This is a genomic window from Janthinobacterium sp. LPB2021202312-11-4 (assembly GCF_037049705.1).
GTDB lineage: Bacteria > Pseudomonadota > Gammaproteobacteria > Pseudomonadales > Pseudomonadaceae > Aquipseudomonas.
This window is the reverse complement of sequence record NZ_JBAGKV010000006.1, coordinates 78,892-101,495: the sequence shown is the minus strand read 5'-3', so window position 1 is coordinate 101,495 and position 22,604 is coordinate 78,892. Positions and strand designations below refer to the sequence as shown.

The following is a 22,604-nucleotide window of genomic DNA, read 5'->3' as shown; positions in this document are numbered from 1 at the left end:
TTTTCCTCGTAAAACAAAAATGCCGCCCACAGCAAGCCGCATCAGCGGCGGGTGAAGGCGGCGGTACAGGAAGGTGTGGCGGGGTTAAGGCAGCAGTACGGCGCGGCGGGCGTTACCGAGAATGTCGACACCGCCAAGCATGAACTTCTGGGTGCGCACATCGATGTCGATCACGGGGATGCCGTTTTCGATACGGTTATAAGTGCGGCAGGAAAGCTCCAGCGCCGTGGTGGGTTTTTTGCTCATTTCCATCTTGGTTTCGGTCAGGCTTTTCACGAGGCCGCCGACGGTGTGGTAGGTGAACCAGGTGTTGCCTTCCTGGTCCTGACCGGCTTCACGGACATTCAGCAGAATGTCGTCGCCCAGTTTCACGCCGAGCCCGAGCATGATTTCCGGGCCCATGCCCTGCAGGGTCAAGATGCACGTGAGTGCCTTGCCGCTCTTGGCCATGTGCTCGGTGATAAAGCGCCCGCCGCGCATTTCTTCCATGTCGAATTCGATCTTCGGCGGGGTGAAATCTTCAACGGTCGCCGACAACGGCAGGCCCTGCAGGGTGGCCGCAATGGCCTGTCTTACACGGTTGGTAAACATTAGAGAACATCCTCCAGGAACTGCTCGATGATTTCATCGCGGGCGTTGAGTTGATAAACCATGTGTTCGTTCGGCGCGTAGCGGCCGTAGTCGATGACGATGAACCAGGTGCCGTTCTTGTACTTCTCGACGCTGTTCAATTCCGGGTGCAGGTACACGCTGCCGCCCGGGATGGTTTCGTCGGCGACCAGGGTTTGCAGCCAGTCGTTGATGCGCTTGACCTCCTGATCCATGAAGGACTTGGTCAGGTTCTTGGCCATGGCTTTCTGGCCGGCTTTCACCAGCTTGCGGCTGATCGCATCTTCCAGGCCGACGTAGCTCATGAACTTGCCGGTGATCGAGCGGTTACCCAGCAGCGAGAATCCGCCGAGGATGGTCCGGGCGTAATAGCTGATGCCGTAGCGGTTGAGCAGATCGCCTTCGGTGGAGGTGTCGAGGATGTTGTATTCGACGATGCGCGAAACGTCCTCGGCGTAAGTGACCTGGTTGCCCGGGCTCTCCCACTGCTTGACCTTGGCCAGTGCCGCAATGGCCAGGCTCGACGGCGCCAGGAACACGTTTTTCTTCGCAGCCTTGGAGTACACCGACGGCATGTTGTGCACCAGCAGGCAGCGGTCGAAACCGAGGTCCGCGCCACCCAGTTCCTGGCTGTACGTCACTTGGTCAGCGACCGCGGCGTCCTTGCCGTCGAGCACTACCCGCGCCTTGATGCGTTTGCCAAACGAGGCGAATTCGCTGGCCACGGCCTTGGTGCCGGTGAAGCCTGGTGCACCGATGATGGTCAGGTCTTCCGGCACACCGCTCAGCGCCGCCAGCCCCAGTTTGCGACCGGTCACCGGCTCGACGCCGCCGATCACGTTGTTCACGGTGTCTGCCGGGGCCGTGCCCTCTTCGACGATCACCACGTAGACCGGCACCTTGACCACTTTCAGGATCTGATACACGGCGTGATAGAGCGTGCCCGACTCGGCGCCCGTCGGATCAAGCAGCGCCTGAGTGGTGAAACTGTTAATGCGGAACGGCGAATTGCGCGGGATCAGCGGGTCCGCTTTCGGCGCGGTGCCGACCAGGCCAATGACGTTATCACCCAGGCCACCCATGGCCTCGGGGGATTCGGAGGCATTGACGGTAATGCCGTTGTGCTCGAAGTTCAAAACCTCAGCCATGGTTATTCAGCCTTCTTGGCAGCGGCCGGTTCGGCCTGGGTTGGTGTTTTCAGTTCCAGGCGACCGGCGCTGAGCAGTGCATTGGCCTCGACGTCGAGCAGGTCGAGTTCTTGGCCGGTGGTGGACCAGTGACCGCGCCCGACGGGGAACGGGACGAGGACGGTGTAGGTTTGGCGTTCTGCCATTTGGGTTTCTCCAGGTACAAAAAAGCCCCTTTTTTCAGGAAGGGGCTGTTGGGTGTTAATCAGCGGATAAGAAAACGCCCCGGCGGTGCGGGGCGTTTATTGGGTTAGGGTTGAGAGCCAGTCCGGCGCAGGTGGCCGGTGCTCGCTCAAGGGGAACTCGCCGGACTCTGGCCAGTTGCGAAGTGAGCGGCGATACGTCTGCAACTCGGTGTATCGCGCCGAGGTCAGCGTTGTAGGCGAGCCCTCCTCCATTTCGTCGCGGTGACGAGTCACAACGCCGTCAGTTGCTGCAAGTTGGACGTCGCGCCATGCTCGCTCAACCGCCGCGATCTCGGCCGACGACGGTGAGGGTGGATTCATCAGCACCGGGCAGCCATCATCCCTCCAATTAATAACTTGCCCTTGAGCCTGCCCCGCCAGTAGTTCAGCGTGTAGTTCGACAGAGATTTCAATGGCATCTTCCGGCATGGACGTATGAATAGACGCGTCGTAAAAGCCGTGAGTAGATTTTGAAGCAAACATAAGACTCCCCTTAAAAGCCGACGACTCGATACCCACCCGCCTGAGTGGCTACCGTGGCTGACTGGTTCCAGAACCGAACTTGAGTGGCCGACACGTTATAACAGTTGACCCCAGGGATACCTGGGCCAGATGCTCCGCCGGCAATCGAAAACCCGGCGGCGGCGACAGGGAATGCGATTGGGAAGGAAATCAGAATCGAGCCATTGGCAGGAATTGCTGGAATGACTCCCCATTGTTCGATCAAGCCAGATGGGTTCCTCTGATATCCGTTTTGTGAGAATAACGCCTCGAAAATGGATGCACCTCCAAGCGATGCAGACCCACCGACGCAGTACCAGCCCGCAGCGCTGGTCAACATAAACTCGGCGGTGTCATTGGCTCCCAAGGCAATCGACGCACGAGCAACGCCGCTTTGAGTGATGCTCCCGCTCGCCGGGAGCACCGTCAGACCAGCCTGATTTCCGAAAAATTTGATACTCGAGCCCGCACGAATGCCGGCAGTGGGCGGGAGCGTAATAGAAATGCTACTAGGGGATGTCGCAAACACGATGCTCCCCACATGTGCCGCCGTCAGCGCTGTGTTGACACCAATTGGCAAGTACGCTGAGTAATTGCCCAGCGCTCTTTGAACAAATTCGCTATTTACAAGCAACTTGCTACTGTCGAATTGAGCCGGCGTTGATCCAAATACCTGAGAATACTGCAACTGCGCCGACCCTGAAGCCCACCAACTCGCACTGCCATTGCTGACTAACTCGAGTCCAGCACCGGGCTGGAGCACGATAGACACAATCTGCCCGACACCAGAGTTGATGGTGTCGGCACCTCCACACGCAACGGTGACTACCCCGTTCCCGATATTACGAAAATTGATCGCGCCGCCGGATGGCAGTGCATTTGCGGCTGGCAGTGTGACTTGGAATGTCCCGATCACCGTTACGATTGTCCCCACCGCCGCCGTCGTTAGCGTCGTAGCCACCGTTAAACTGGTGAACCCGCGATAGTTACCCTGACCACGTCGAGTGAACTCTGTTGTGGCGAGCGCTTTCGAGTCGTTAAACAGCGGTTGGGTGACAAAATTGGGGCCGGCCATGGTAGAAGACAAAGGCAGCGACAGACTGCCCCCCATTAAGGTCCAAACCGCCCCCATCGCTACCAGCCGAACGTTATCGCCACGACTAATAGAAAGTGTGCCAACTGGTCCGCCTGGTGTCACAAACGTGTCGGCGCCTTGCGTAGCAATGCTAATGCTGCCCGTCCCCACGCTCGACAGATCAACACTCGCCCCGTTAGGAATAGAGTTAAGCGGAGGCAGCGTGACGGTATAGCCCTCCCCGATAAGCCGAATGGCACTACCACACTCCGACGCCTTCACCGTCGTATTCGCCGACAGAATCAACGCGAGGCTGCGATTTCCGATCGAGCGCTGCACAAACTCGGTATTGGCGAGCAACTTACTGCTATCAAACTGTTGCACGGTTGGAGCCGTAGGCGCCCCAAGCAGGGACGGCGAGTTGAGCGGTGCAAACCCCTGGGTCACGTTCTGAAAAGTCAGGTTCGTAGTGCCGAGTACAATCGTTCCATCCGTCACCAATTGCCAAATCGTGTCGGCCTGTGTCGATCCTTGTTCAACAGAGACCGTGAGCGCCGACGTAACCTCAACACTGGTATCGGCATCTTTGGCTCGACTCCAGGCGCCCACGGCGGCAACCCAAATGCCGTTGTCCTTGGCCAGGGACTGGTTTTTAACGAGCACGCGATCACCCGCAACCACCGCCACACCGTCGATCGTTTGAGCCCCGGCCAACGCGACGTTAGCCGTGGTCGCCACGCGCACCGACTGCTTGTTATCCAGCTTCGCAAGCTCATCGGCGACATAAGAACTCACCCACGCCCGCGTCGCCTTAACCACCGTGTCGTCAATCAACAACGTCACCAACGCGGCATTGCTGGTCTCGAAAATCGAGCGAATGTAGAACTCTTTTCCGGAACCCGACGTCGCCAGAATCGGTTTAAACGACTCCGGATATTTGACGATGGCGTACAGAATCCCGGTATCGGTCCAGATCCCGGCTTCACGCACATACCAGCCGCCAACATCCGGCGGGATGGTCACTTCAGCGAGCAGCCAGCTCGGGTTTTTCTCATCCTGGAACAGCGCATTGAGCGGCCCGCGCCACACTTCGCGCTTGAGCGCCGTGTCAGTGGCGGCCGGGTTGTAAACCGCACCGGCGCCGTCACCGACGGAAATCTGAGACAACTTGATCGGCAGGCCCGCCGCTTTGCAGGCCGTTTCGTAGGCGATCCCTGCGTTAGTGAGCAGGGTGTAGTAGTCGGCCATTTAGGACCCCTGAGGATAAATAGTGGAGGTTTCGACGGCGTAGAGCCCGGCGGCCATGAAGACCTGACCCGAGGCTTGCAGCCCTTCGATGACAATCGGGTAAACCGTGGTCAGCTCGCCGCACACGGTGGCGGCGCCGATGACGTGACTGCCGAAAGCGCTCAAGCCGATGGACACGGTCAAGGTGTCCCGTTCGCTTTTGGCGTCCGCCAGGCGTCGATCAAGACGCGCATCGATTGCGTCGCTGTAAGGCTGTTCGGAGAACGCCCGGACAGAAAAGCTGTAAGGCGCGCCGGGCGGCGTCTGCTCGTACCAGGCACGGACATCGGGCGCCAGTTGCAGTCCCTTGGCGGCGTTTTCCAGCGCCTTTCGAGTACCGGCCTGCCGCGCCGTGGGCCAGGCGAGTTCGACGGTCAAACGCTTTTCAGCCTCGACCGACTCGGAACTCCACTCGCTGACTCCGCGATCCGCACCGAGATACGGCAGGAATGCCAGCGGTGTTTCGGCGGGGTTCATCAACGCCGGAAACGGCGGCGCAATGCGATCAAGCAATTTGCCGAAACCCAGATCCAGCGCCCTTTCCAGCGCTGAGCTGTTGGCCGGCAACAAGCTTGGGCGAGGTGTGTCGTCACTCATAACGTATCCACCTCGACCACGACGCCGGTGCAAAACGGGGCCTGGAAAGCGCTGGTCACGATCGGCGCCAGCGGCTCGAGGATTTGCAGTTGCACCGCGCCGGCGCTGTGCAGCGTGTAATCGATCCAACTCGGATCAACCCGCCCTTCCAGGCGATGACACGCATCGGCATACGCCTGCAATTGCTGTTGCGCGGCGACTTTGGTGAGTCCGGAATCCGGGCCGGCATTGATCTTCGCCAACACGCGGATTTTGTAGTTCTTGATTTGCGCGCCCTGCACCGTGACCAGGTCCGTTTCGGGGCGCACATCAGGTCGGGCGAAATGCTGGCGAACACCGTCGAGCAGGTCGCTGGAAGCGCTGCCATCGCCTTCACGGGAAAGCACCGTCACCATCACTTCGCCCGGGGCGGTCCGTCGCCCGTTGCCATCCTTGACCTGTGCCGCATAGCCGTCCGGGTCGAAGGTGTACGTCACCGTCACCACGCCCGCCGCTGCGGTTTCCACTTTGACGGCGGGCCGTTCGCCGAGGGTGAAGACCTCCCGGCGATACTGCATGCGCGATCCGGCTGCCGGGGCATGGGGCGCCAGGTAATAGCGCAACCGGGCGTCGTCGTCGCTTTCATACACTGGGGCAATGGGCGGAAATGCCGCCGGGTCGCCCGGGTCCAGCAACTGTCGCTCAAGGCCCATGTCCGCCAGACGCGCATCGAGGTTGCTGCCGGTGGCCCACCACGCCAGCATCTGCTTGATGCGGGCGTTGTATTTGCGCTCATGGATTTGCAGGCGCACACAAAAGGCCTCAAGGGCCAGGGTCAGCAGCTCGCTTTCATTGTCCAGGCTGACTTTCAGCTTCGCCGCGCTCTCGGGAGAGCGGGCGCCGACGTATTCGGCAACAAAGGTCTTGAACTCTGCGAGCAGGTCCTCAAACACTTCGACGTTGACGATGGCCGGCTCGGCCAGTTGGTTCTGGCCGGGGATCAACATACTCATGCCGCTACCTCAAAGGTCTGTTGACGGTTTTTCCAGGTGCCGGCGAATCGCAACAACAACCCGGCGCCGTGTCGACTAGCCACAATGACCTGGGGCTCAAAATCGTCGATGCCGTTGTGCTTGTTGTAGAACGCCTGGGCGGCGTGGCTTTGCGCCAGGATCAGCAGGTCGTCGCCAAGGTTTTGCCCCAGCAGCTCAGTGATTTGGCAGCCATACAAAGGACGCTTCTGCCGAGTGCCCAACGGCGTGGTCAGCGCCCGGGTCGCGCGCTGCACAAATTGCAGCCAGTCGTCGACGGTGGCGCCGCTGTCTCTATCGATTCCAATCATGGGAAACCCTTTATTTGGGGCTGATGACGCGCCCCTGGTGGTCCACCACCGGGCCGCTCAGGTGCACACCGCCAGCGTCGAGCAACACACCGACCGCACCCAGTTGCAAGGTGATCGCCGAGGGGGTCATCGCCAACCGGGCGGGGCCGATGGTCAGTTCCAGCGATTCGCGAGAACCGCTGAACGCCGCCGGGCCGTTCTGCCAGTGCAAGACATGGCTGGCGTCGTCGTAGCTGCTTTCGCTGCCGTCCTGATAGAGGCGACGCGTCAGCGAAGCCTGGGTCGAGGCCGGCGGAAATTGATTGCCGTTAAGGCCGAACAGTGCGACCGACTGCCCACTGCTATCGCCGCCGCCATGGTTCAGCAGCAGGCATTGCTCGCCCACGGAGGGAATCCGCGACTCACTCTGCGCCCCGGCACTGGGGTTGAAAAACCGGATGGCCGGCGTGAGCAATTCACCGTGACTGACCTTGCAGGTATTGCTGGCCGCATCGACCTCCAGACAAACGCCGATGCGACAAAAGCTGTTGGCGCGTCGATACAGGTCTTCAAGTTCCGTCTCCATCTGCGCCAGTCGTTCGACGATCGGGCCCAGTTGCATCCGTAGCAGCGCATCAAACATGGGCTAGTCCTCCAGTGCGGTGTATTGGTCCGGGTCGTCGATGTTCGACACTTCCCAGGTTCGGGCGAATTTGGGGATGCCCCGCGGGTCGTCCAGCAGCAACGCCCCGAAATACAGCGTCTGGCTAAAGGAAACGGTCCAGGCGCTGTATTCCCGGGTGTCGTGGATGAACGCGGAGGCGATGCCATCGATGCTCCGGGGCAGGTCGCATTGATCCCCCGGCAGTTTCCAACGGTTGTCGGTGACGAGGTTTTTCAACTCGCTGGCCAGGTCGCACGCCGCCAGCCCGGCGGTGGGCAACACGGCTTGCAACGAAACCGTCAGCACATGAGCGATGCGTCCGTTATTGGCGCGCTCGCCCGGTTCATCGTGTTCGATTGCGATCAAGACCCAGGCCTGATCGCCTGTGCCGTCGAAGTCTTGAAGGCTCCCGACGTTCAAGTCGGGAAAAGTTGTGCGCAATGTCTGGGCAATGGCTGAAACCAACTGCGACGGTTTTTCGATGACCGCGGGCATGGATGACCTCCTGTTCCTGTAGCAACGCGAAAACCCGCGCTGCCGGTTCACTGTTGATCGGGGTGAGAGTCGCGGGGCGGGACGTCACAGACGCCAATCCGCTTGGCCGCCCACCGCTCATACAAGCCGATAGCCACGTCCGCCCCGGCCATTGCTGTCAGGCAGCCAAATGCACATGCGGTCCAGATCGACACGCCGGCGGCATACAGCAGCATGATTGCGGAGACTCCGCAGATCACGCAGGCCCCGGAGCGCAGCGCCAGGCGCCGCATCAGCGCCCAGCCTCGGGCGCCCTCTTTGTCGGCGCGCCACATTTCGCCGGACACCCCGCCCACCAGGGCGAGGACGACGACAAGCCAGATCGGCATGTCCAGCAACGCTTGTTGCTCGGTTGTCATGTCACGCCTCCTTGTGCGATTGATGAGTGATGTGTGGTTTTTTCAAACGATGTCTCGTGAAGTGACTGGCGTCAGGTAGGCATTCCAAAAAGCCCGGAACATCCCGGGCTTTTCAAAATGCGGTCCTTCGCAGTGATCGTTCGGCGCTACTGGCGCGGTACGGATCGATTCAAATTGTTTTTCCGACCGCGGTCCCTGCCCGCCGGATAACTGCTTCTGGTGCTTTACGCTGCACACCCGGGTCAGTTGCCAACCCTCTGAACCGTTGAGGCCGGTTCATCGCTGCCTTTGTGGTGGAACTAAAGAGCTTCGTTTCGAGCTGCTTTGTTGAGCGGCTTGAGACAAAGAATATGCATGGATGCATATGCAGTCAATGCATAAATGCATTTATTTAGGCGCAAAGAATGCACTGACGCATGAAAGCCCCGCAGACAAAGGCGCTGGTGGTTTTCGACAGACGAAAAAAAACCCGCTGGAGGGCGGGTTTTATCGCAAAGCGATGAGGTTAACGGGCGTACATGCCCCACCAGAAGACGTGGCCGAGGATGACAATTTGCTCTTCCTGGATTTCCTGGAAGGTGTAGTCCTCGTCCGGGTGCTCATCGCGGTTGAAGCTGCGCAGGCGGATACCGGTGGGCAGGCGATAAAGCTGTTTCACCCGCAACTGGCCGTTATGGTTGATCGCATACAGGTCGCCATCAATGATGTCGCCAATCGCGCATTTGCCAGCGTTCACGCCAACCGTGGCGCCGTCGCGCAGCACCGGCAACATGCTGTTGCCGCGCACCGTCACGCATTTGGCCTGGTCGAACTGCACGCCGTTGTGACGCAGGCTGCGCTTGCCGAAGCGCAAACTTGAGCGCTCGCTTTCTTCGATGACGAATCTTCCTGATCCAGCAGCCAATTCAACCTCGCGAAGAAAGGGCACCGACACCTCGTCATCATCGACAGGGGTATCGTCGTCCCACAGGCTTATGTCCTTGAGTTCGGAATGTATGGGCTCACGCCCCGCGCCCGCGGGCTGCGCAACATCCGCGCGCCCACGCAACTGATCGGTGCTCACAGCGAAGTATTCAGCAATCTTCGAGATGTGCTTATCCGAAGGATCGACGATCTTCCCGCTGAGAATGCGCGAAAGAGTGGATTGAGGCACGCCGGTGCGACGGTGAAGCTCCGTGGGGGAGATCCCGTGTTGATCGAGCAGTGCTCTTAAGACGGTAGATACGTTGCGTTTTTGCATAACGCGAATAGTGCTTGATCTTTTTTCAGAAAACAAATGCAGATATGCATAAAACGCAAAATAGTCGTAACAGGCCACGGGACCTAGATGCCTGCGTCCGGCGGACCGCTCATGTTAACCTTGCGCCCATCGCGGAAAAGCCGGGCCGATGCCCCTCCTTTGCCCTACACCTTTCAACGAGTTTTCCTGATTTCCGATGAATAAAGCTATCTCCGATCTGTCCTCGCACACGCCGATGATGCAGCAATACTGGCGCCTGAAAAATCAGCACCCTGACCAGTTGATGTTCTACCGCATGGGTGACTTCTACGAGATCTTCTACGAAGACGCGAAGAAGGCCGCCAAGTTGTTGGACATCACCCTGACCGCCCGCGGGCAGTCGGCGGGCCAGGCGATTCCGATGTGCGGGATTCCTTACCACGCCGCCGAAGGTTACCTGGCGAAACTGGTCAAGCTCGGCGAGTCGGTGGTGATCTGCGAACAGGTCGGCGACCCGGCTACCAGCAAAGGGCCGGTGGATCGGCAGGTCGTGCGGATCATCACACCGGGCACGGTCAGCGATGAAGCGTTGCTGGATGAGCGTCGGGACAACCTGATCGCCGCTGTTCTGGGTGATGAACGTCTGTTCGGCCTGGCCGTGCTGGACATCACCAGCGGCAACTTCAGCGTGCTGGAAATCAAAGGCTGGGAAAACCTGCTGGCGGAGCTGGAGCGGGTCAACCCGGTCGAGCTGATGATCCCGGACGATTGGCCAAAAGACCTGCCGGCGGAAAAACGCCGTGGGGTTCGTCGTCGGGCGCCGTGGGATTTCGAGCGCGATACGGCGCTGAAAAGTCTCTGCCAGCAGTTTTCCACCCAAGATCTTAAAGGCTTCGGCTGCGAAAACCTGACCCTGGCCATCGGCGCCGCCGGTTGCCTGCTCAGCTACGCCAAGGAAACCCAGCGCACCGCCCTGCCGCACTTGCGCAGCCTGCGCCATGAACGCCTGGACGACACCGTGGTGCTGGATGGCGCGAGCCGTCGCAACCTGGAACTGGACACCAACCTGGCCGGCGGTCGCGAGAACACTCTGCAATCGGTGGTCGATCGCTGCCAGACCGCCATGGGCAGCCGCTTGCTGACCCGCTGGCTAAACCGTCCGCTGCGGGATTTGACCGTGCTGCTGGCGCGTCAGACCTCGATCACTTGTCTGCTCGACGGCTACCGTTTCGAGAAGCTGCAACCGCAGCTCAAGGAAATCGGCGACATCGAACGGATTCTGGCGCGGATCGGTTTGCGTAACGCCCGCCCTCGCGACCTGGCCCGTCTGCGCGACGCCCTCGGGGCCCTGCCCGAGTTGCAAGTGGCGATGACCGAGCTCGAAGCCCCGCACATCATTCAACTGGCCGCGACCACCAGCACCTACCCTGAACTGGCGGCGCTGCTGGAAAAAGCCATTATCGACAACCCACCCGCAGTCATCCGTGACGGCGGCGTGTTGAAAACCGGTTACGACGCCGAGCTGGACGACTTGCAGTCGCTCAGCGAAAACGCCGGGCAATTCCTGATCGACCTTGAAGCCCGCGAGAAGGCCCGCACCGGCCTGTCGCACCTGAAAGTCGGCTACAACCGCATTCACGGCTACTTCATCGAGCTGCCAAGCAAACAGGCCGAGTCGGCGCCGGCGGATTACATCCGTCGCCAGACGCTCAAAGGCGCCGAGCGTTTCATCACGCCGGAGCTGAAGGCCTTCGAAGACAAGGCCTTGTCGGCGAAAAGTCGCGCCCTGGCGCGCGAGAAGATGCTCTACGAAGCGCTGCTCGAAGACCTGATCTCGCAACTGCCACCGCTGCAAGACACCGCCACCGCCCTCGCCGAGCTGGACGTGTTGAGCAACCTGGCCGAACGGGCGCTGAACCTCGACCTGAACTGCCCGCGTTTCGTCAGCGAGCCGTGCATGCGCATCAGCCAGGGTCGTCACCCGGTGGTCGAGCAAGTCCTGAGCACGCCGTTCGTGGCCAATGACCTGAGCCTCGACGACAACACCCGCATGCTGGTGATCACTGGTCCGAACATGGGCGGTAAATCCACCTACATGCGTCAGACCGCATTAATCGTGTTACTGGCGCACATCGGCAGTTTCGTGCCGGCGGCCAGTTGCGAACTGTCCCTGGTGGACCGGATCTTCACCCGGATCGGCTCCAGCGATGACTTGGCCGGTGGGCGTTCGACCTTTATGGTCGAGATGAGCGAAACCGCGAACATCCTGCACAACGCCACCGAACGCAGCCTGGTGCTGATGGACGAAGTCGGGCGCGGCACCAGCACCTTTGACGGCTTGTCCCTGGCTTGGGCCGCCGCCGAGCGTTTGGCGTACCTGCGGGCCTACACGCTGTTTGCCACCCACTACTTCGAATTGACCGTGCTACCGGAAGCCCAGCCGCTGGTGGCCAACGTGCACCTCAATGCGACCGAACACAACGAACGCATCGTATTCCTGCACCACGTGCTGCCAGGGCCTGCCAGCCAGAGCTACGGCCTGGCCGTTGCGCAGTTGGCCGGTGTGCCCAGTGAAGTGATCGTGCGTGCCCGCGAGCACTTGGGTCGCCTGGAAGCCACCGCCCTGCCGCACGAAGTGCCCAAGGCAGCCAAAGGTAAACCGGCCGCGCCGCAGCAGAGCGACATGTTCGCCAGCCTGCCGCATCCGGTGCTGGATGAACTGGCCAAACTGGATCTGGACGACATGAGTCCGCGTCGCGCGCTAGAAATGCTCTATACACTAAAGACACGGATCTAACGCACTTGCCTGCAAGCTGTTAGAATCTCGCGCGGTTTGGGATGCTGCTGGCTAATAGCCTGGCCAGCAGACTATCGCTCCCGAACCTGGCGACCCCAACGTGAAGGGGCTCCGCTGCCGCCGCCTGAGGAGAAAATTAGAAATGACCTTCGTCGTCACCGACAACTGCATCAAGTGCAAGTACACCGACTGCGTAGAAGTCTGTCCGGTGGACTGCTTTTACGAAGGCCCGAACTTCCTGGTGATTCACCCGGATGAGTGCATCGACTGCGCACTGTGCGAACCGGAATGCCCGGCCGTGGCCATCTTCTCCGAAGATGAAGTCCCGGAAGAGATGCAGGAATTCATTCAGCTAAACGTTGAGCTGGCCGAAATCTGGCCGAACATCACCGAGAAGAAAGAATCGCTGCCCGATGCCGAAGAGTGGGATGGCGTCAAAGGCAAGATCAAAGACCTCGAACGCTGATTCACCCCGCGTTCTCGAAAAGGCCCTTAACGGGCCTTTTTGCTTTTCTCCTAAAAAGACTTTGGCGGCGCCACAGGCACGTAGGAGCTGCCGAAGGCTGCGATCTTTTGACTTTTCTGCAGGCAAAAAAAGGGGCGGTTTGACCCGCCCACATTTTTTCCCTATTCCCTGTATTCCTTTTCATCGTCCTGATGAATCGCGTCCTGCGATGTCCTTCCCTTCTTCCTTGAAGGGCGTGTCTATCCGTCGACACAACCCAGATACTAGAGAATCCCCCGGTTCCAGCAACCCGCCTGCGACGCCGAAACTGGCTGTCATATGCACTTAACAAAATAAAATATCTATATAAAACAAATACTTAAAATCAATCAAAAGCAAAAATAGACAACTGCCAACCTGTAAAAATAACGAACACTTACGGCAGAGTAAGCGAAGACTTACAGCACAAGACTACAAATGCGAGCCGGCCTCCGCCCCTTTCCTCAGACAGCAAAAAGCCCCGAACCAGTCGGGGCTTTCTGTTGCCGCGACATGAATGCTTTATTGAAACAGCGACTCACTCGACAGGCCGTTCTTCTCGAGAATCTCTCGAAGGCGTTTGAGCCCTTCCACCTGGATTTGCCTGACACGTTCCCGGGTCAAACCGATTTCCAGGCCTACATCTTCAAGCGTGCTGCTCTCGTGACCGCGCAGGCCGAAGCGGCGTATGACCACCTCGCGTTGCTTGTCGGTCAGCTCCGAGAGCCACTGATCGATGCTCTGGGACAGGTCATCGTCCTGCAGCAGTTCGCATGGATCGGTTGGACGATCGTCGGTAAGGGTGTCGAGCAGGGTTTTATCCGAATCCGGACCCAGCGAGACGTCGACCGAAGAAACCCGCTCGTTCAGGCCGAGCATGCGCTTGACCTCGCCTACCGGTTTTTCCAGCAGGTTGGCGATCTCTTCGGGTGAAGGTTCGTGATCGAGCTTTTGCGTCAGCTCCCGTGCAGCCCGCAGGTACACATTGAGCTCTTTGACCACATGAATCGGCAACCGGATAGTCCGGGTCTGGTTCATGATCGCACGCTCGATGGTCTGACGAATCCACCAGGTGGCGTAGGTCGAAAAGCGGAAGCCGCGCTCAGGGTCGAACTTTTCCACTGCCCGGATCAACCCGAGGTTGCCCTCTTCGATCAGGTCCAGCAGCGACAACCCACGATTGACGTAACGCCGGGCGATTTTCACCACCAGCCGCAGGTTACTTTCGATCATGCGTTTGCGCCCGGCCGGATCGCCACTTTGCGACAGGCGCGCAAAATGAACTTCTTCTTCCGGGGAGAGCAGCGGGGAAAAGCCGATTTCGTTGAGATACAGCTGCGTGGCATCAAGTGCCCGAGTGTAGTCGATGTACTTGTGTTGCTTTAGCGAAGCGGAGTGTTTGGATTTGGCACGAACGGAAGGTGGAGCAGCCCCTTCATCATTCGACATCGAATCCGTAGCGATGCCGGTTTCCATAAGGAGAACCTCATCGTCGATGTCAAACTCCGGCACTTCTTTACTGAGAGCCATTGTTATAGTCCTTTGGTGAGTTCGACCCCAAGCTCAAGCGGCGCCTTTATCCTTGGCAACGCTGGAGCCTGTCCCCTCTACGTGACGGAACAGGCTGACAACAAATCAACGACGTGGCAGGAATTGCAGCGGATCTACAGGTTTACCTTGTCGGCGAATCTCAAAATGCAGTTTCACCCGGTCTGTACCCGTTGACCCCATTTCGGCAATTGTCTGTCCGACTTTGACCTGCTGCCCCTCCCGAACCAACAGCCTGCGGTTATGTCCGTAGGCACTGACGTAGGTGTCGCTGTGTTTGATGATGACTAATTCGCCGTAGCCCCTTAAGCCACTCCCGGCGTATACCACCGTCCCATCAGACGCAGCTAAAACAGGCTGTCCCAAATCCCCGGCGATATCAATTCCTTTATTCAAACTACCGTTTGAAGAGAATTTTCCAATTAATATGCCATTAGATGGCCATCCCCAGCCGGTCGGGGCCGGGCCTGCCGGAGGCAGTGGAGCGGGTGCCGACTTGTTGGCGACGGACGGTGCAACCACCGCTGTAGTGGTAGTTGCGCCATTCGGCTGGCGTCGAATTACCGTGGTTTTCAGCGACGACGACGGCGTTGAATCGGACGTGCTGGCGACCGCTGCCGGCGTTGAATCGGACGTGCTGGCGACCGCTGCCGGCGTTGAACCGGTGCGACCGTCGAAGCGAATTGTCTGACCCGGATGGATCGTATAGGGCGTAGGAATATTGTTCCGGGCCGCGAGGGCTTTGTAGTCCCAGCCGTAGCGAAACGCGATCGAGAACAGGGTGTCTTTAGGTCGAACGACGTACTGACCCGTGGTCACTGCCGGACGCTGGGCGACGGCATTGTTGCGGTCCACCACGCCTACGGAACTCGACTTGGTGCTGGAGCAACCGACCAGCAAGGTGCTCAAGACAAGGCCAGTCACCAGGCGCTGAAAGCTTGTTGTACCCATACGCTGCGCAATGACTGTGAGACTCACCCGCCGCTCCCTTTTGTGGTGGCTGAAATATTGATTTGCCGTGTTTCGGCATGAAATGTCGCCAGTATAACGGGCCGTACAGGCTTTACCTTTAATGAAGCGAAATCGCGTCGCGCACACGTTTGCCGCCTGACGATAAATCCCGTTTAACTGATCGATGCCGCTGTAAGACCCGGGCAATCGAAGAGAATTCAGCGCGCGAAAACAAATGCTCAGGCCAATGGCCCATTGAGCAATGGCACAAAGCGTACCGCCCCCAGAACGCGTCTGGAAAAGCCCTGCTCTTCGCGGATGATCAGCATCAATTGCTGGACCTCACCTGAGCCGACCGGTATGACCAGACGACCGCCCGGGGCCAATTGATCGAGCAGTGCCTGGGGCACGTCGGTGGCCACGGCGGTGACGATAATGCCGTTGTACGGCGCCAGCGCCGGCCAGCCTTCCCAACCATCGCCCCAGCGGAAGACCACGTTGCGCAGGTTCAGCTCCACCAGGCGTTCCTTGGCCCGGTCCTGCAGAACCTTGATGCGCTCCACGGAAAACACCCGTTCGACCAATTGCGACAACACGGCCGTCTGGTAACCCGAGCCCGTACCGATCTCCATCACCTTGTCCAGAGGACCGGCCTCCAACAGCAGCTCGCTCATGCGCGCCACCATATAAGGCTGGGAGATGGTCTGGTTGTTGCCGATCGGCAACGCCGTGTCTTCGTAGGCGCGGTGAGCCAACGCCTCGTCAACGAACAGGTGACGGGGTGTACGACGGATGACTTCCAGCACCTTGGCGTTGGAAATCCCCTCTTCGTACAGTCGCTGAATAAGCCGCTCGCGGGTGCGCTGGGAGGTCATCCCGATGCCGCGACGCAGAATATCGTCTTGTTCACGTCCCATTACTGCAACCCCTCCAGCCAGCCGTCGAGACTACTGAAGGCATCATTAAAGGTGCGATCCAGTTGCAGCGGGGTGATCGAGACATAGCCCTGCATCACCGCATGGAAGTCGGTGCCCGGGCCGCCGTCTTCCGCGTCCCCGGCGGCTGCGATCCAGTAACCGGATTTGCCCCGAGGATCGACCACTTTCATCGGCGCCGCCGCACGGGCGCGATGCCCCAGGCGGGTCAACTGAATGCCGCGGATATGATCCAGCGGCAGGTTCGGAATATTCACGTTCAGTACCGTGCGCGGTGGCAGCTGAAGGTCAGCGTGGGCTTCGACCAGTTTGCGCGCAAAGTAAGCGGCTGTGGGAAGGTTCTCCACTTGCCGTGAGACCAACGAAAAGGCAAACGATGGACGCTCCAGGAAACGACCCTCAAGGGCCGCCGCCACGGTGCCGGAGTACAAAACATCGTCCCCCAGGTTAGCGCCCAGGTTGATCCCGGAAACCACCATGTCCGGTTGGCGCTCCAGCAAGCCGTTAAGGCCCAGGTGCACGCAATCGGTGGGTGTGCCGTTGAGGCTGATAAAGCCGTTGGCCAGGGTTTGCGGGTGCAACGGACGGTCGAGCGTCAGCGAGCTGCTGGCGCCGCTTTTGTCCTGGTCCGGGGCGATAACCACGCACTCGGTGTAATCCGCCAGCGCAGCATAAAGCGCGGCAAGACCGGGTGCGGTTACCCCATCGTCGTTAGAAATCAGAATACGCATGGGCTGTCCGTCTGCCCCACCGGCACCAGATCAACGAGCTCGCGCACCAATACGGTGGCAAAGCATCCGGCCGGCAGGACGAATTCCAGTTGCAGAATGTCAGGCTCGGGATAATGCCACGTCAACCCGGCAATGGGCAGCCGCAGGATGCGACGTTCGTGGCTCATACCGGCGTTAATCAACCAGTCGCGCAAGTCTGCTTCGCGGCTGGCGATTGCCTGCTCCAGTTCATGGACAGCGCCCGTGGCCGGCGAGTCACCTTCGCCCCACTGCGGGCCGGTCGGGTGCAGGTCGAGAATCGCCAGGCGCGGATCGCTGCACTCGGCCTCACCGGCCGGGAAAAAGCTGCGGCTGTCGGTGAAGGCCAGCAAATCACCCACCAACGCACGCTGCCAGGTGCCATCGGCGACCCGCGCCGCCAGTACCTGATTGAACAGAAAACTGCGCGCCGTGGAAAGCAGGCGCGAACGCACATTGCGCTGCTCCGGCAACGCCTTGCGTGCCGCCCAGGCGCGGGCATCGACGACGTTGCCGCCATCAAAGCCAAAGCGCTGGGTACCGAAATAATTGGGAATACCTTGCTGGGCGATCAATTGCAGACGCTCTTCGATCGCCGACTTGTCGCCAGCAAATTGGGTCAGGCGCAAGGTAAAGCCATTGGCCGAATGGGCACCGCGTTGCAGCTTGCGTTTGTGCCGGCCAGTCTTGAGGATTTTCAGCGTGTCGTTTTCCGCCGACGACAGATCAGGATCAGCCTTGCCCGGCAGTTGCACGCTGAACCACTGACGAGTCAGCGCCTGGCGATCCTTGAGCCCCGCATAACTCACGGTGCGCAACGGCACACCGGCAGCCTTGGCGATTCGCCGCGCCGCTTCCTCGGTGTTCAGACCGCGTTTTTCCACCCAGATCCACAGGTGCTCGCCGTCACCACTGAGGGAAATATTGAGCACTTCATCGACCTGGAAATCTTCCGCCGTGGCTTTGAGTACCGCCGTGCCGAGGGCTTCGCCATAGGCTCGCGGGCCGAGCAATTGCAATTCGTTCATGCGCGCAGCAACAAGGCAACGGAATGCACGGCAATGCCTTCTTCGCGACCGACAAAGCCAAGCTTTTCGGTGGTGGTAGCTTTCACGTTCACTTGATCCAACTCAACTTGAAGATCCGCGGCAATCAGCGCGCGCATCGATTCGATATGCGGGGCCATTTTCGGCGCCTGGGCAACGATGGTGTTATCGACGTTGCCGATTTTCCAGCCCTTGGCGTGGATCAGTGCGACGACGTGACGCAACAGCACACGGCTGTCGGCGCCTTTAAATGTCGGGTCGGTGTCCGGGAAGTGCTTGCCGATATCACCCAGCGCAGCCGCGCCGAGCAAGGCATCGCTCAAGGCGTGCAGCAGGACGTCACCGTCGGAGTGAGCGAGCAGCCCGAAGCTGTGTGCAATGCGCACGCCGCCCAGAGTAATGAAATCGCCTTCAGCGAAACGGTGCACATCATAGCCGTGGCCAATACGCATAAAAAAACGCCCCGATTTTTGTCAGGGCGTGATTCTACCTGCATTACACGCCTAGGGCGCGTGCGTGATGCTGTAAGTGGTCGTCTATAAAACTGGCGATGAAGAAATAGCTGTGGTCATAGCCCGGTTGCAGGCGCAACGTCAGCGGATGACCGGCCAGTTTGGCCGCCTGTTGCAAGGCTTCAGGCTTGAGCTGGGTGGCGAGGAAATCGTCGCGATCACCTTGATCGACCAGCAGCGGCAGCTTCTCGTCAGCCTCGGCGATCAGCGCGCAAGCGTCCCACTCACGCCACTTCGAACGGTCTTCGCCCAGATAACGGGAGAAAGCCTTCTGACCCCACGGGCAATCCATCGGATTGTTGATCGGCGAAAACGCCGACACCGACTGATAGCGCCCCGGATTGCGCAGCGCACAGACCAACGCACCGTGGCCACCCATGGAGTGACCGCTGATGCCGCGTTTTTCCGAAGCCGGGAAATGTGCTTCAACCAATGCCGGCAATTCCTGCACAACATAGTCATGCATCCGATAGTGCCGCGACCACGGTTCCTGCGTGGCATTCAGATAGAAGCCCGCGCCGAGGCCAAAGTCCCAGGCGCCATCAGGATCACCCGGCACATCGGCGCCGCGCGGACTGGTGTCCGGCGCAACGATGATCAAGCCCAACTCGGCGGCCATGCGCAGGGCGCCGGCCTTGTGCATGAAGTTCTCATCGGTGCAGGTCAGGCCGGACAACCAGTACAGCACCGGCAACTTGCCGCCCTGCTCCGCCTGCGGCGGCAGGTACACGGCGAACACCATGTCGCAGCCCAGCACCTCGGAGCGGTGCCGGTAGCGTTTGTGCCAGCCGCCGAAGCTCTTCTGGCAAGAGATATTTTCCAGGCTCATGACCGACCTCAAAAATGGATGACGGAACGGATGCTCTTGCCTTCATGCATCAGGTCAAACGCCTTGTTGATGTCTTCCAGGCCCATGGTGTGAGTGATGAAAGTGTCCAGCGGGATTTCGCCGGTTTCGGCCATTTCCACGTAGCTTGGCAACTCGGTACGACCACGCACGCCGCCGAACGCCGAACCGCGCCAGACGCGGCCGGTCACCAGTTGGAACGGACGGGTGGAAATTTCCTGGCCAGCACCGGCCACGCCGATGATCACCGACTCGCCCCAACCCTTGTGGCAGCACTCAAGCGCGGCGCGCATCAAGTGGACATTGCCGATGCACTCGAAGGAAAAGTCGACGCCGCCATCGGTCATGTCGACGATGACTTCCTGGATCGGACGATCGAAGTCTTTCGGGTTCACGCAATCGGTTGCACCCAGTTGCTTGGCGATCTCGAACTTGGCCGGGTTGATGTCGATGGCAATGATCCGTGCAGCCTTGGCCTTCGCCGCGCCGATCACGGCCGACAAACCGATACCGCCGAGGCCGAAAATGGCGACGGTGTCACCCGGTTTCACCTTGGCGGTGTTGAGCACCGCGCCGATGCCGGTGGTGACACCACAGCCCAGCAGGCAGACTTTTTCCAGCGGTGCTTCTTTAGGGATCTTGGCGACGGAGATTTCCGGCAGCACGGTGTACTCGGAGAACGTCGAAGTGCCCATGTAGTGGAAAATCGGCTGACCTTTGTAGGAAAAGCGCGAAGTACCGTCCGGCATCAAGCCTTTGCCTTGAGTGGCACGAATCGCCTGGCAGAGATTGGTTTTACCCGACAGGCAGAATTTGCACTGGCGGCATTCCGGGGTGTACAGCGGGATCACATGATCGCCAACAGCCACCGAGGTCACGCCTTCGCCGATGGCTTCAACCACAGCGCCACCCTCGTGACCGAGGATCGACGGGAAGATGCCTTCCGGGTCAGCGCCGGACAAGGTGTAGGCGTCGGTGTGGCAAACACCGGAAGCGACGACGCGCAGCAGGACTTCGCCGGCCTTGGGCAGGGCGACATCGACTTCAACGATCTCAAGGGGTTTCTTGGCCTCGAAGGCAACGGCGGCGCGCGACTTGATCATGCTGACTCTCCAGTGAATAAAAACGAGACAGGGAGTGTAATACATAGCGCCACGATCAATAATCCAGGCAAAAGCAAAACATTATTGCCACATAGGGATAATCCTCGATGTCCGAGAACCGCTGGGAAGGGATCGACGAATTCGTCGCCGTCGCCGAGTGCAGCCAATTCACGGCGGCGGCAGAACGGCTTGGGGTTTCTTCATCCCATGTCAGTCGACAAATCGTACGACTGGAAGAACGCCTTCAGACACGCCTGCTGTACCGCAGCACCCGACGGGTCACGCTGACCGAGGCCGGGCAAACCTTTCTGCAACATTGCCAGCGGTTGCAGGATGGTCGTGAAGAAGCGTTACGCGCGGTCGGCGACCTGACCAGCGAGCCCAAAGGCATGCTGCGCATGACCTGCGCCGTGGCCTATGGCGAACGGTTCATCGTGCCGCTGGTCACGCGGTTCATGGGGCTTTACCCGCAACTTCGAATCGACATTGAACTGAGCAACCGCCAACTCGACCTGGTGCATGAAGGCCTCGACCTGGCGATCCGACTCGGCCGACTGCAAGACTCACGGTTGGTCGCGACGCGCCTGGCGCCGCGACGCATGTACCTGTGCGCCTCGCCGTCCTACCTGGAACGGTACGGTCGGCCACACAGTTTGTCGGAATTGAGCCGACATAATTGCCTCATCGGCAGTTCGGACCTCTGGCAACTGGAACAGAACGGGCGGGAATTTTCCCAGCGGGTGCAGGGAAACTGGCGCTGCAACAGTGGGCAAGCGGTACTGGACGCCGCGCTGCAAGGTGTCGGGTTGTGTCAGTTGCCGGATTATTACGTGCTGGAACATTTGAATAGTGGCGCGTTGATTTCGCTGCTGGAGGCGCATCAACCGCCGAATACGGCAGTGTGGGCGCTTTATCCACAGCAACGGCATCTGTCACCGAAGGTGCGCAAGTTGGTGGATTTCTTGAAGGAAGGATTGGCGTTAAGGCCGGAGTACAGGGTGTGAGGGTTTGAAGATCAAAAGATCGCAGCCTCGTTGCACTCGACAGCTCCTACATTATCCACGGCCACCGTACGGCACCTGTAGGAGCTGTCGAGTGCAACGAGGCTGCGATCTTTTAAAGGCGGTTAGCCCAACGCTGGCGCAACCATTCAAGGTCTTCGGGACGAGTCACCTTAATGTTATCGGAACGCCCTTCGATCAAACGTGGCGCCAAACCTGACCACTCCATCGCCGACGCTTCGTCAGTGATCACCGCATCGGCCACCAGACTGTCCGCCAACGCCCGATGCAACGCCCCCAGGCGAAACATCTGCGGCGTGTAAGCCTGCCAGATTACGCTGCGATCCACGGTTTCAACAACACGACCGTGCTTATCGACCCGCTTCAAGGTATCGCGCGCCGGCACCGCCAGCAGTCCGCCGACCGGATCGTCCGCCAGTTCACTCAGCAATTTATCGAGATCATCCCGAGCCAGATTCGGCCGGGCGGCATCGTGGACCAACACCCAATCCTCATCATCAGCACCCAATGCATGCAGATGCAGCAAGGCATTGAGCACCGACCCGGAACGCTCGGCACCGCCGTCTACTCGCTGGATACGCGGATCAGATGCGGACACCAGTTTCGGCCAAAAAGGATCATCGACAGCAAGACAGATCACCAACCCCTTAAGCGAGGGATGATCAAGGAAACAGCCGAGGCTGTGTTCGAGAATTGTGCGCCCACCCAGTTGCAAGTATTGCTTGGGACGGTCCGCGGCCATACGGGCACCGACGCCCGCGGCAGGAATCACGGCCCAGAAGGCCGGTAACGAATGGATCATTGAGCCAACTGGTAAAGGGTTTCACCGTCCTTGACCATGCCCAACTCATGACGAGCCCGTTCTTCAACGGTCTCCATGCCTTTCTTCAACTCACTGACTTCGGCGTCCATCACCCGATTGCGTTCCAGCAAGCCTTCGTTCTCAGCGTGTTGATCCGCGATCTGCTGAGTCAGCTCGGCCACTTGCGCCAGACTGCCATTTCCCACCCACAGGCGGTATTGCAGGCCAGCCAGCAGCAGGAGCAAGACGAGGAACAACCAATTGGGACTGCGCATCGAATATCAGGTATCC

25 protein-coding genes are annotated in these 22,604 nt (G+C 59.5%); 3 read left to right on the top strand and 22 right to left on the bottom strand.

The genetic code is table 11. The features are described from left to right. Positions 1 to 84 precede the first annotated feature (84 nt). The 12 genes from V5E99_RS08785 to V5E99_RS08730 all read right to left on the bottom strand — a co-directional run bounded on the left by V5E99_RS08785 (position 85) and on the right by V5E99_RS08730 (position 9,616). Positions 85 to 591, bottom strand: a complete 507-nt coding sequence (locus V5E99_RS08785) for a phage major tail tube protein (RefSeq protein ID WP_499802097.1) — start codon at positions 589 to 591, stop codon at positions 85 to 87. Beyond that, on the bottom strand, positions 591 to 1,757 hold the full coding sequence (locus V5E99_RS08780; protein WP_499802096.1) for a phage tail sheath protein: 1,167 nt from the start codon (positions 1,755 to 1,757) through the stop codon (positions 591 to 593). Before V5E99_RS08780 ends, V5E99_RS08785 begins: the two co-directional genes overlap by 1 nt. A gap of 2 nt (positions 1,758 to 1,759) precedes the next feature. Then, a complete protein-coding gene (locus V5E99_RS08775) occupies positions 1,760 to 1,942 on the bottom strand; it encodes a hypothetical protein (RefSeq protein ID WP_499802095.1) in 183 nt (60 codons plus the stop codon). Between the two features lie 96 nt (positions 1,943 to 2,038). Then, complete coding sequence (locus V5E99_RS08770; protein WP_499802094.1) at positions 2,039 to 2,464, bottom strand: hypothetical protein; 426 nt, start codon at positions 2,462 to 2,464, stop codon at positions 2,039 to 2,041. 10 nt (positions 2,465 to 2,474) lie between these two features. Then, the gene (locus V5E99_RS08765; protein WP_499802093.1) at positions 2,475 to 4,805 is read right to left on the bottom strand and encodes a phage tail protein; all 2,331 of its coding nucleotides are present in this window, start codon (positions 4,803 to 4,805) and stop codon (positions 2,475 to 2,477) included. Next, on the bottom strand, positions 4,806 to 5,441 hold the full coding sequence (locus V5E99_RS08760) for a phage tail protein I (protein ID WP_499802092.1): 636 nt from the start codon (positions 5,439 to 5,441) through the stop codon (positions 4,806 to 4,808). Then, entirely contained in the window at positions 5,438 to 6,433 is a 996-nt protein-coding gene (locus V5E99_RS08755) for a baseplate J/gp47 family protein (RefSeq protein ID WP_499802091.1), read from the bottom strand. The genes V5E99_RS08760 and V5E99_RS08755 overlap by 4 nt, the downstream gene beginning before the upstream one ends. Next, positions 6,430 to 6,762 carry a hypothetical protein gene (locus tag V5E99_RS08750; protein WP_499802090.1) on the bottom strand — a complete coding sequence of 111 codons (333 nt, stop codon included), beginning with the start codon at positions 6,760 to 6,762 and terminating at the stop codon, positions 6,430 to 6,432. The genes V5E99_RS08755 and V5E99_RS08750 overlap by 4 nt, the downstream gene beginning before the upstream one ends. A gap of 10 nt (positions 6,763 to 6,772) precedes the next feature. Then, a complete protein-coding gene (locus tag V5E99_RS08745; protein ID WP_499802089.1) occupies positions 6,773 to 7,384 on the bottom strand; it encodes a phage baseplate assembly protein V in 612 nt (203 codons plus the stop codon). 3 nt (positions 7,385 to 7,387) lie between these two features. After that, positions 7,388 to 7,900 carry a hypothetical protein gene (locus V5E99_RS08740; protein WP_499802088.1) on the bottom strand — a complete coding sequence of 171 codons (513 nt, stop codon included), beginning with the start codon at positions 7,898 to 7,900 and terminating at the stop codon, positions 7,388 to 7,390. A 47-nt stretch (positions 7,901 to 7,947) separates the two neighbouring features. Then, positions 7,948 to 8,298: a phage holin family protein gene (locus V5E99_RS08735; protein ID WP_499802087.1), complete on the bottom strand. Its 351-nt coding sequence runs from the start codon at positions 8,296 to 8,298 to the stop codon at positions 7,948 to 7,950. A 505-nt stretch (positions 8,299 to 8,803) separates the two neighbouring features. Beyond that, positions 8,804 to 9,616, bottom strand: a complete 813-nt coding sequence (locus tag V5E99_RS08730; RefSeq protein ID WP_499802086.1) for an XRE family transcriptional regulator — start codon at positions 9,614 to 9,616, stop codon at positions 8,804 to 8,806. Positions 9,617 to 9,734: 118 nt separating this feature from the next. On the opposite strand from V5E99_RS08730, the gene mutS reads away from it, so the two are divergent. Further along, positions 9,735 to 12,314, top strand: a complete 2,580-nt coding sequence (mutS, locus tag V5E99_RS08725) for a DNA mismatch repair protein MutS (RefSeq protein ID WP_499802085.1) — start codon at positions 9,735 to 9,737, stop codon at positions 12,312 to 12,314. A 142-nt stretch (positions 12,315 to 12,456) separates the two neighbouring features. After that, positions 12,457 to 12,780, top strand: a complete 324-nt coding sequence (gene fdxA, locus V5E99_RS08720) for a ferredoxin FdxA (RefSeq protein WP_007908827.1) — start codon at positions 12,457 to 12,459, stop codon at positions 12,778 to 12,780. A gap of 540 nt (positions 12,781 to 13,320) precedes the next feature. On the opposite strand, the gene rpoS is transcribed toward fdxA, so the two are convergent. The 8 genes from rpoS to V5E99_RS08680 form a co-directional block, all read right to left on the bottom strand. After that, positions 13,321 to 14,328, bottom strand: coding sequence for an RNA polymerase sigma factor RpoS (gene rpoS / locus V5E99_RS08715; protein ID WP_054047143.1), 1,008 nt, complete (start codon positions 14,326 to 14,328; stop codon positions 13,321 to 13,323). Between the two features lie 105 nt (positions 14,329 to 14,433). Beyond that, positions 14,434 to 15,324 carry a peptidoglycan DD-metalloendopeptidase family protein gene (locus V5E99_RS08710; protein ID WP_499802084.1) on the bottom strand — a complete coding sequence of 297 codons (891 nt, stop codon included), beginning with the start codon at positions 15,322 to 15,324 and terminating at the stop codon, positions 14,434 to 14,436. 212 nt (positions 15,325 to 15,536) lie between these two features. Then, on the bottom strand, positions 15,537 to 16,214 hold the full coding sequence (locus V5E99_RS08705) for a protein-L-isoaspartate(D-aspartate) O-methyltransferase (RefSeq protein ID WP_499802083.1): 678 nt from the start codon (positions 16,212 to 16,214) through the stop codon (positions 15,537 to 15,539). Then, positions 16,214 to 16,963 carry a 5'/3'-nucleotidase SurE gene (surE, locus tag V5E99_RS08700; protein WP_499802082.1) on the bottom strand — a complete coding sequence of 250 codons (750 nt, stop codon included), beginning with the start codon at positions 16,961 to 16,963 and terminating at the stop codon, positions 16,214 to 16,216. The genes V5E99_RS08705 and surE overlap by 1 nt, the downstream gene beginning before the upstream one ends. Further along, positions 16,951 to 18,009: a tRNA pseudouridine(13) synthase TruD gene (truD, locus tag V5E99_RS08695; protein ID WP_499802081.1), complete on the bottom strand. Its 1,059-nt coding sequence runs from the start codon at positions 18,007 to 18,009 to the stop codon at positions 16,951 to 16,953. Before truD ends, surE begins: the two co-directional genes overlap by 13 nt. Continuing rightward, entirely contained in the window at positions 18,006 to 18,479 is a 474-nt protein-coding gene (gene ispF / locus V5E99_RS08690; protein WP_499802080.1) for a 2-C-methyl-D-erythritol 2,4-cyclodiphosphate synthase, read from the bottom strand. Before ispF ends, truD begins: the two co-directional genes overlap by 4 nt. Positions 18,480 to 18,522: 43 nt before the next feature. Beyond that, on the bottom strand, positions 18,523 to 19,362 hold the full coding sequence (fghA, locus tag V5E99_RS08685) for an S-formylglutathione hydrolase (protein WP_499802233.1): 840 nt from the start codon (positions 19,360 to 19,362) through the stop codon (positions 18,523 to 18,525). 14 nt (positions 19,363 to 19,376) lie between these two features. Next, positions 19,377 to 20,486 carry an S-(hydroxymethyl)glutathione dehydrogenase/class III alcohol dehydrogenase gene (locus V5E99_RS08680; protein ID WP_499802231.1) on the bottom strand — a complete coding sequence of 370 codons (1,110 nt, stop codon included), beginning with the start codon at positions 20,484 to 20,486 and terminating at the stop codon, positions 19,377 to 19,379. Between the two features lie 110 nt (positions 20,487 to 20,596). Here V5E99_RS08680 and V5E99_RS08675 point away from each other — a divergent pair, with 110 nt between their 5' ends. Then, a complete protein-coding gene (locus tag V5E99_RS08675; RefSeq protein ID WP_499802079.1) occupies positions 20,597 to 21,493 on the top strand; it encodes a LysR family transcriptional regulator in 897 nt (298 codons plus the stop codon). Between the two features lie 112 nt (positions 21,494 to 21,605). Here the strand turns inward: V5E99_RS08675 and ispD are convergent, their stop codons facing one another. Next, positions 21,606 to 22,313, bottom strand: coding sequence for a 2-C-methyl-D-erythritol 4-phosphate cytidylyltransferase (gene ispD, locus V5E99_RS08670; RefSeq protein WP_499802078.1), 708 nt, complete (start codon positions 22,311 to 22,313; stop codon positions 21,606 to 21,608). After that, on the bottom strand, positions 22,310 to 22,588 hold the full coding sequence (gene ftsB / locus V5E99_RS08665) for a cell division protein FtsB (RefSeq protein ID WP_008028992.1): 279 nt from the start codon (positions 22,586 to 22,588) through the stop codon (positions 22,310 to 22,312). The genes ispD and ftsB overlap by 4 nt, the downstream gene beginning before the upstream one ends. Between the last annotated feature and the right edge of the window lie 16 nt (positions 22,589 to 22,604).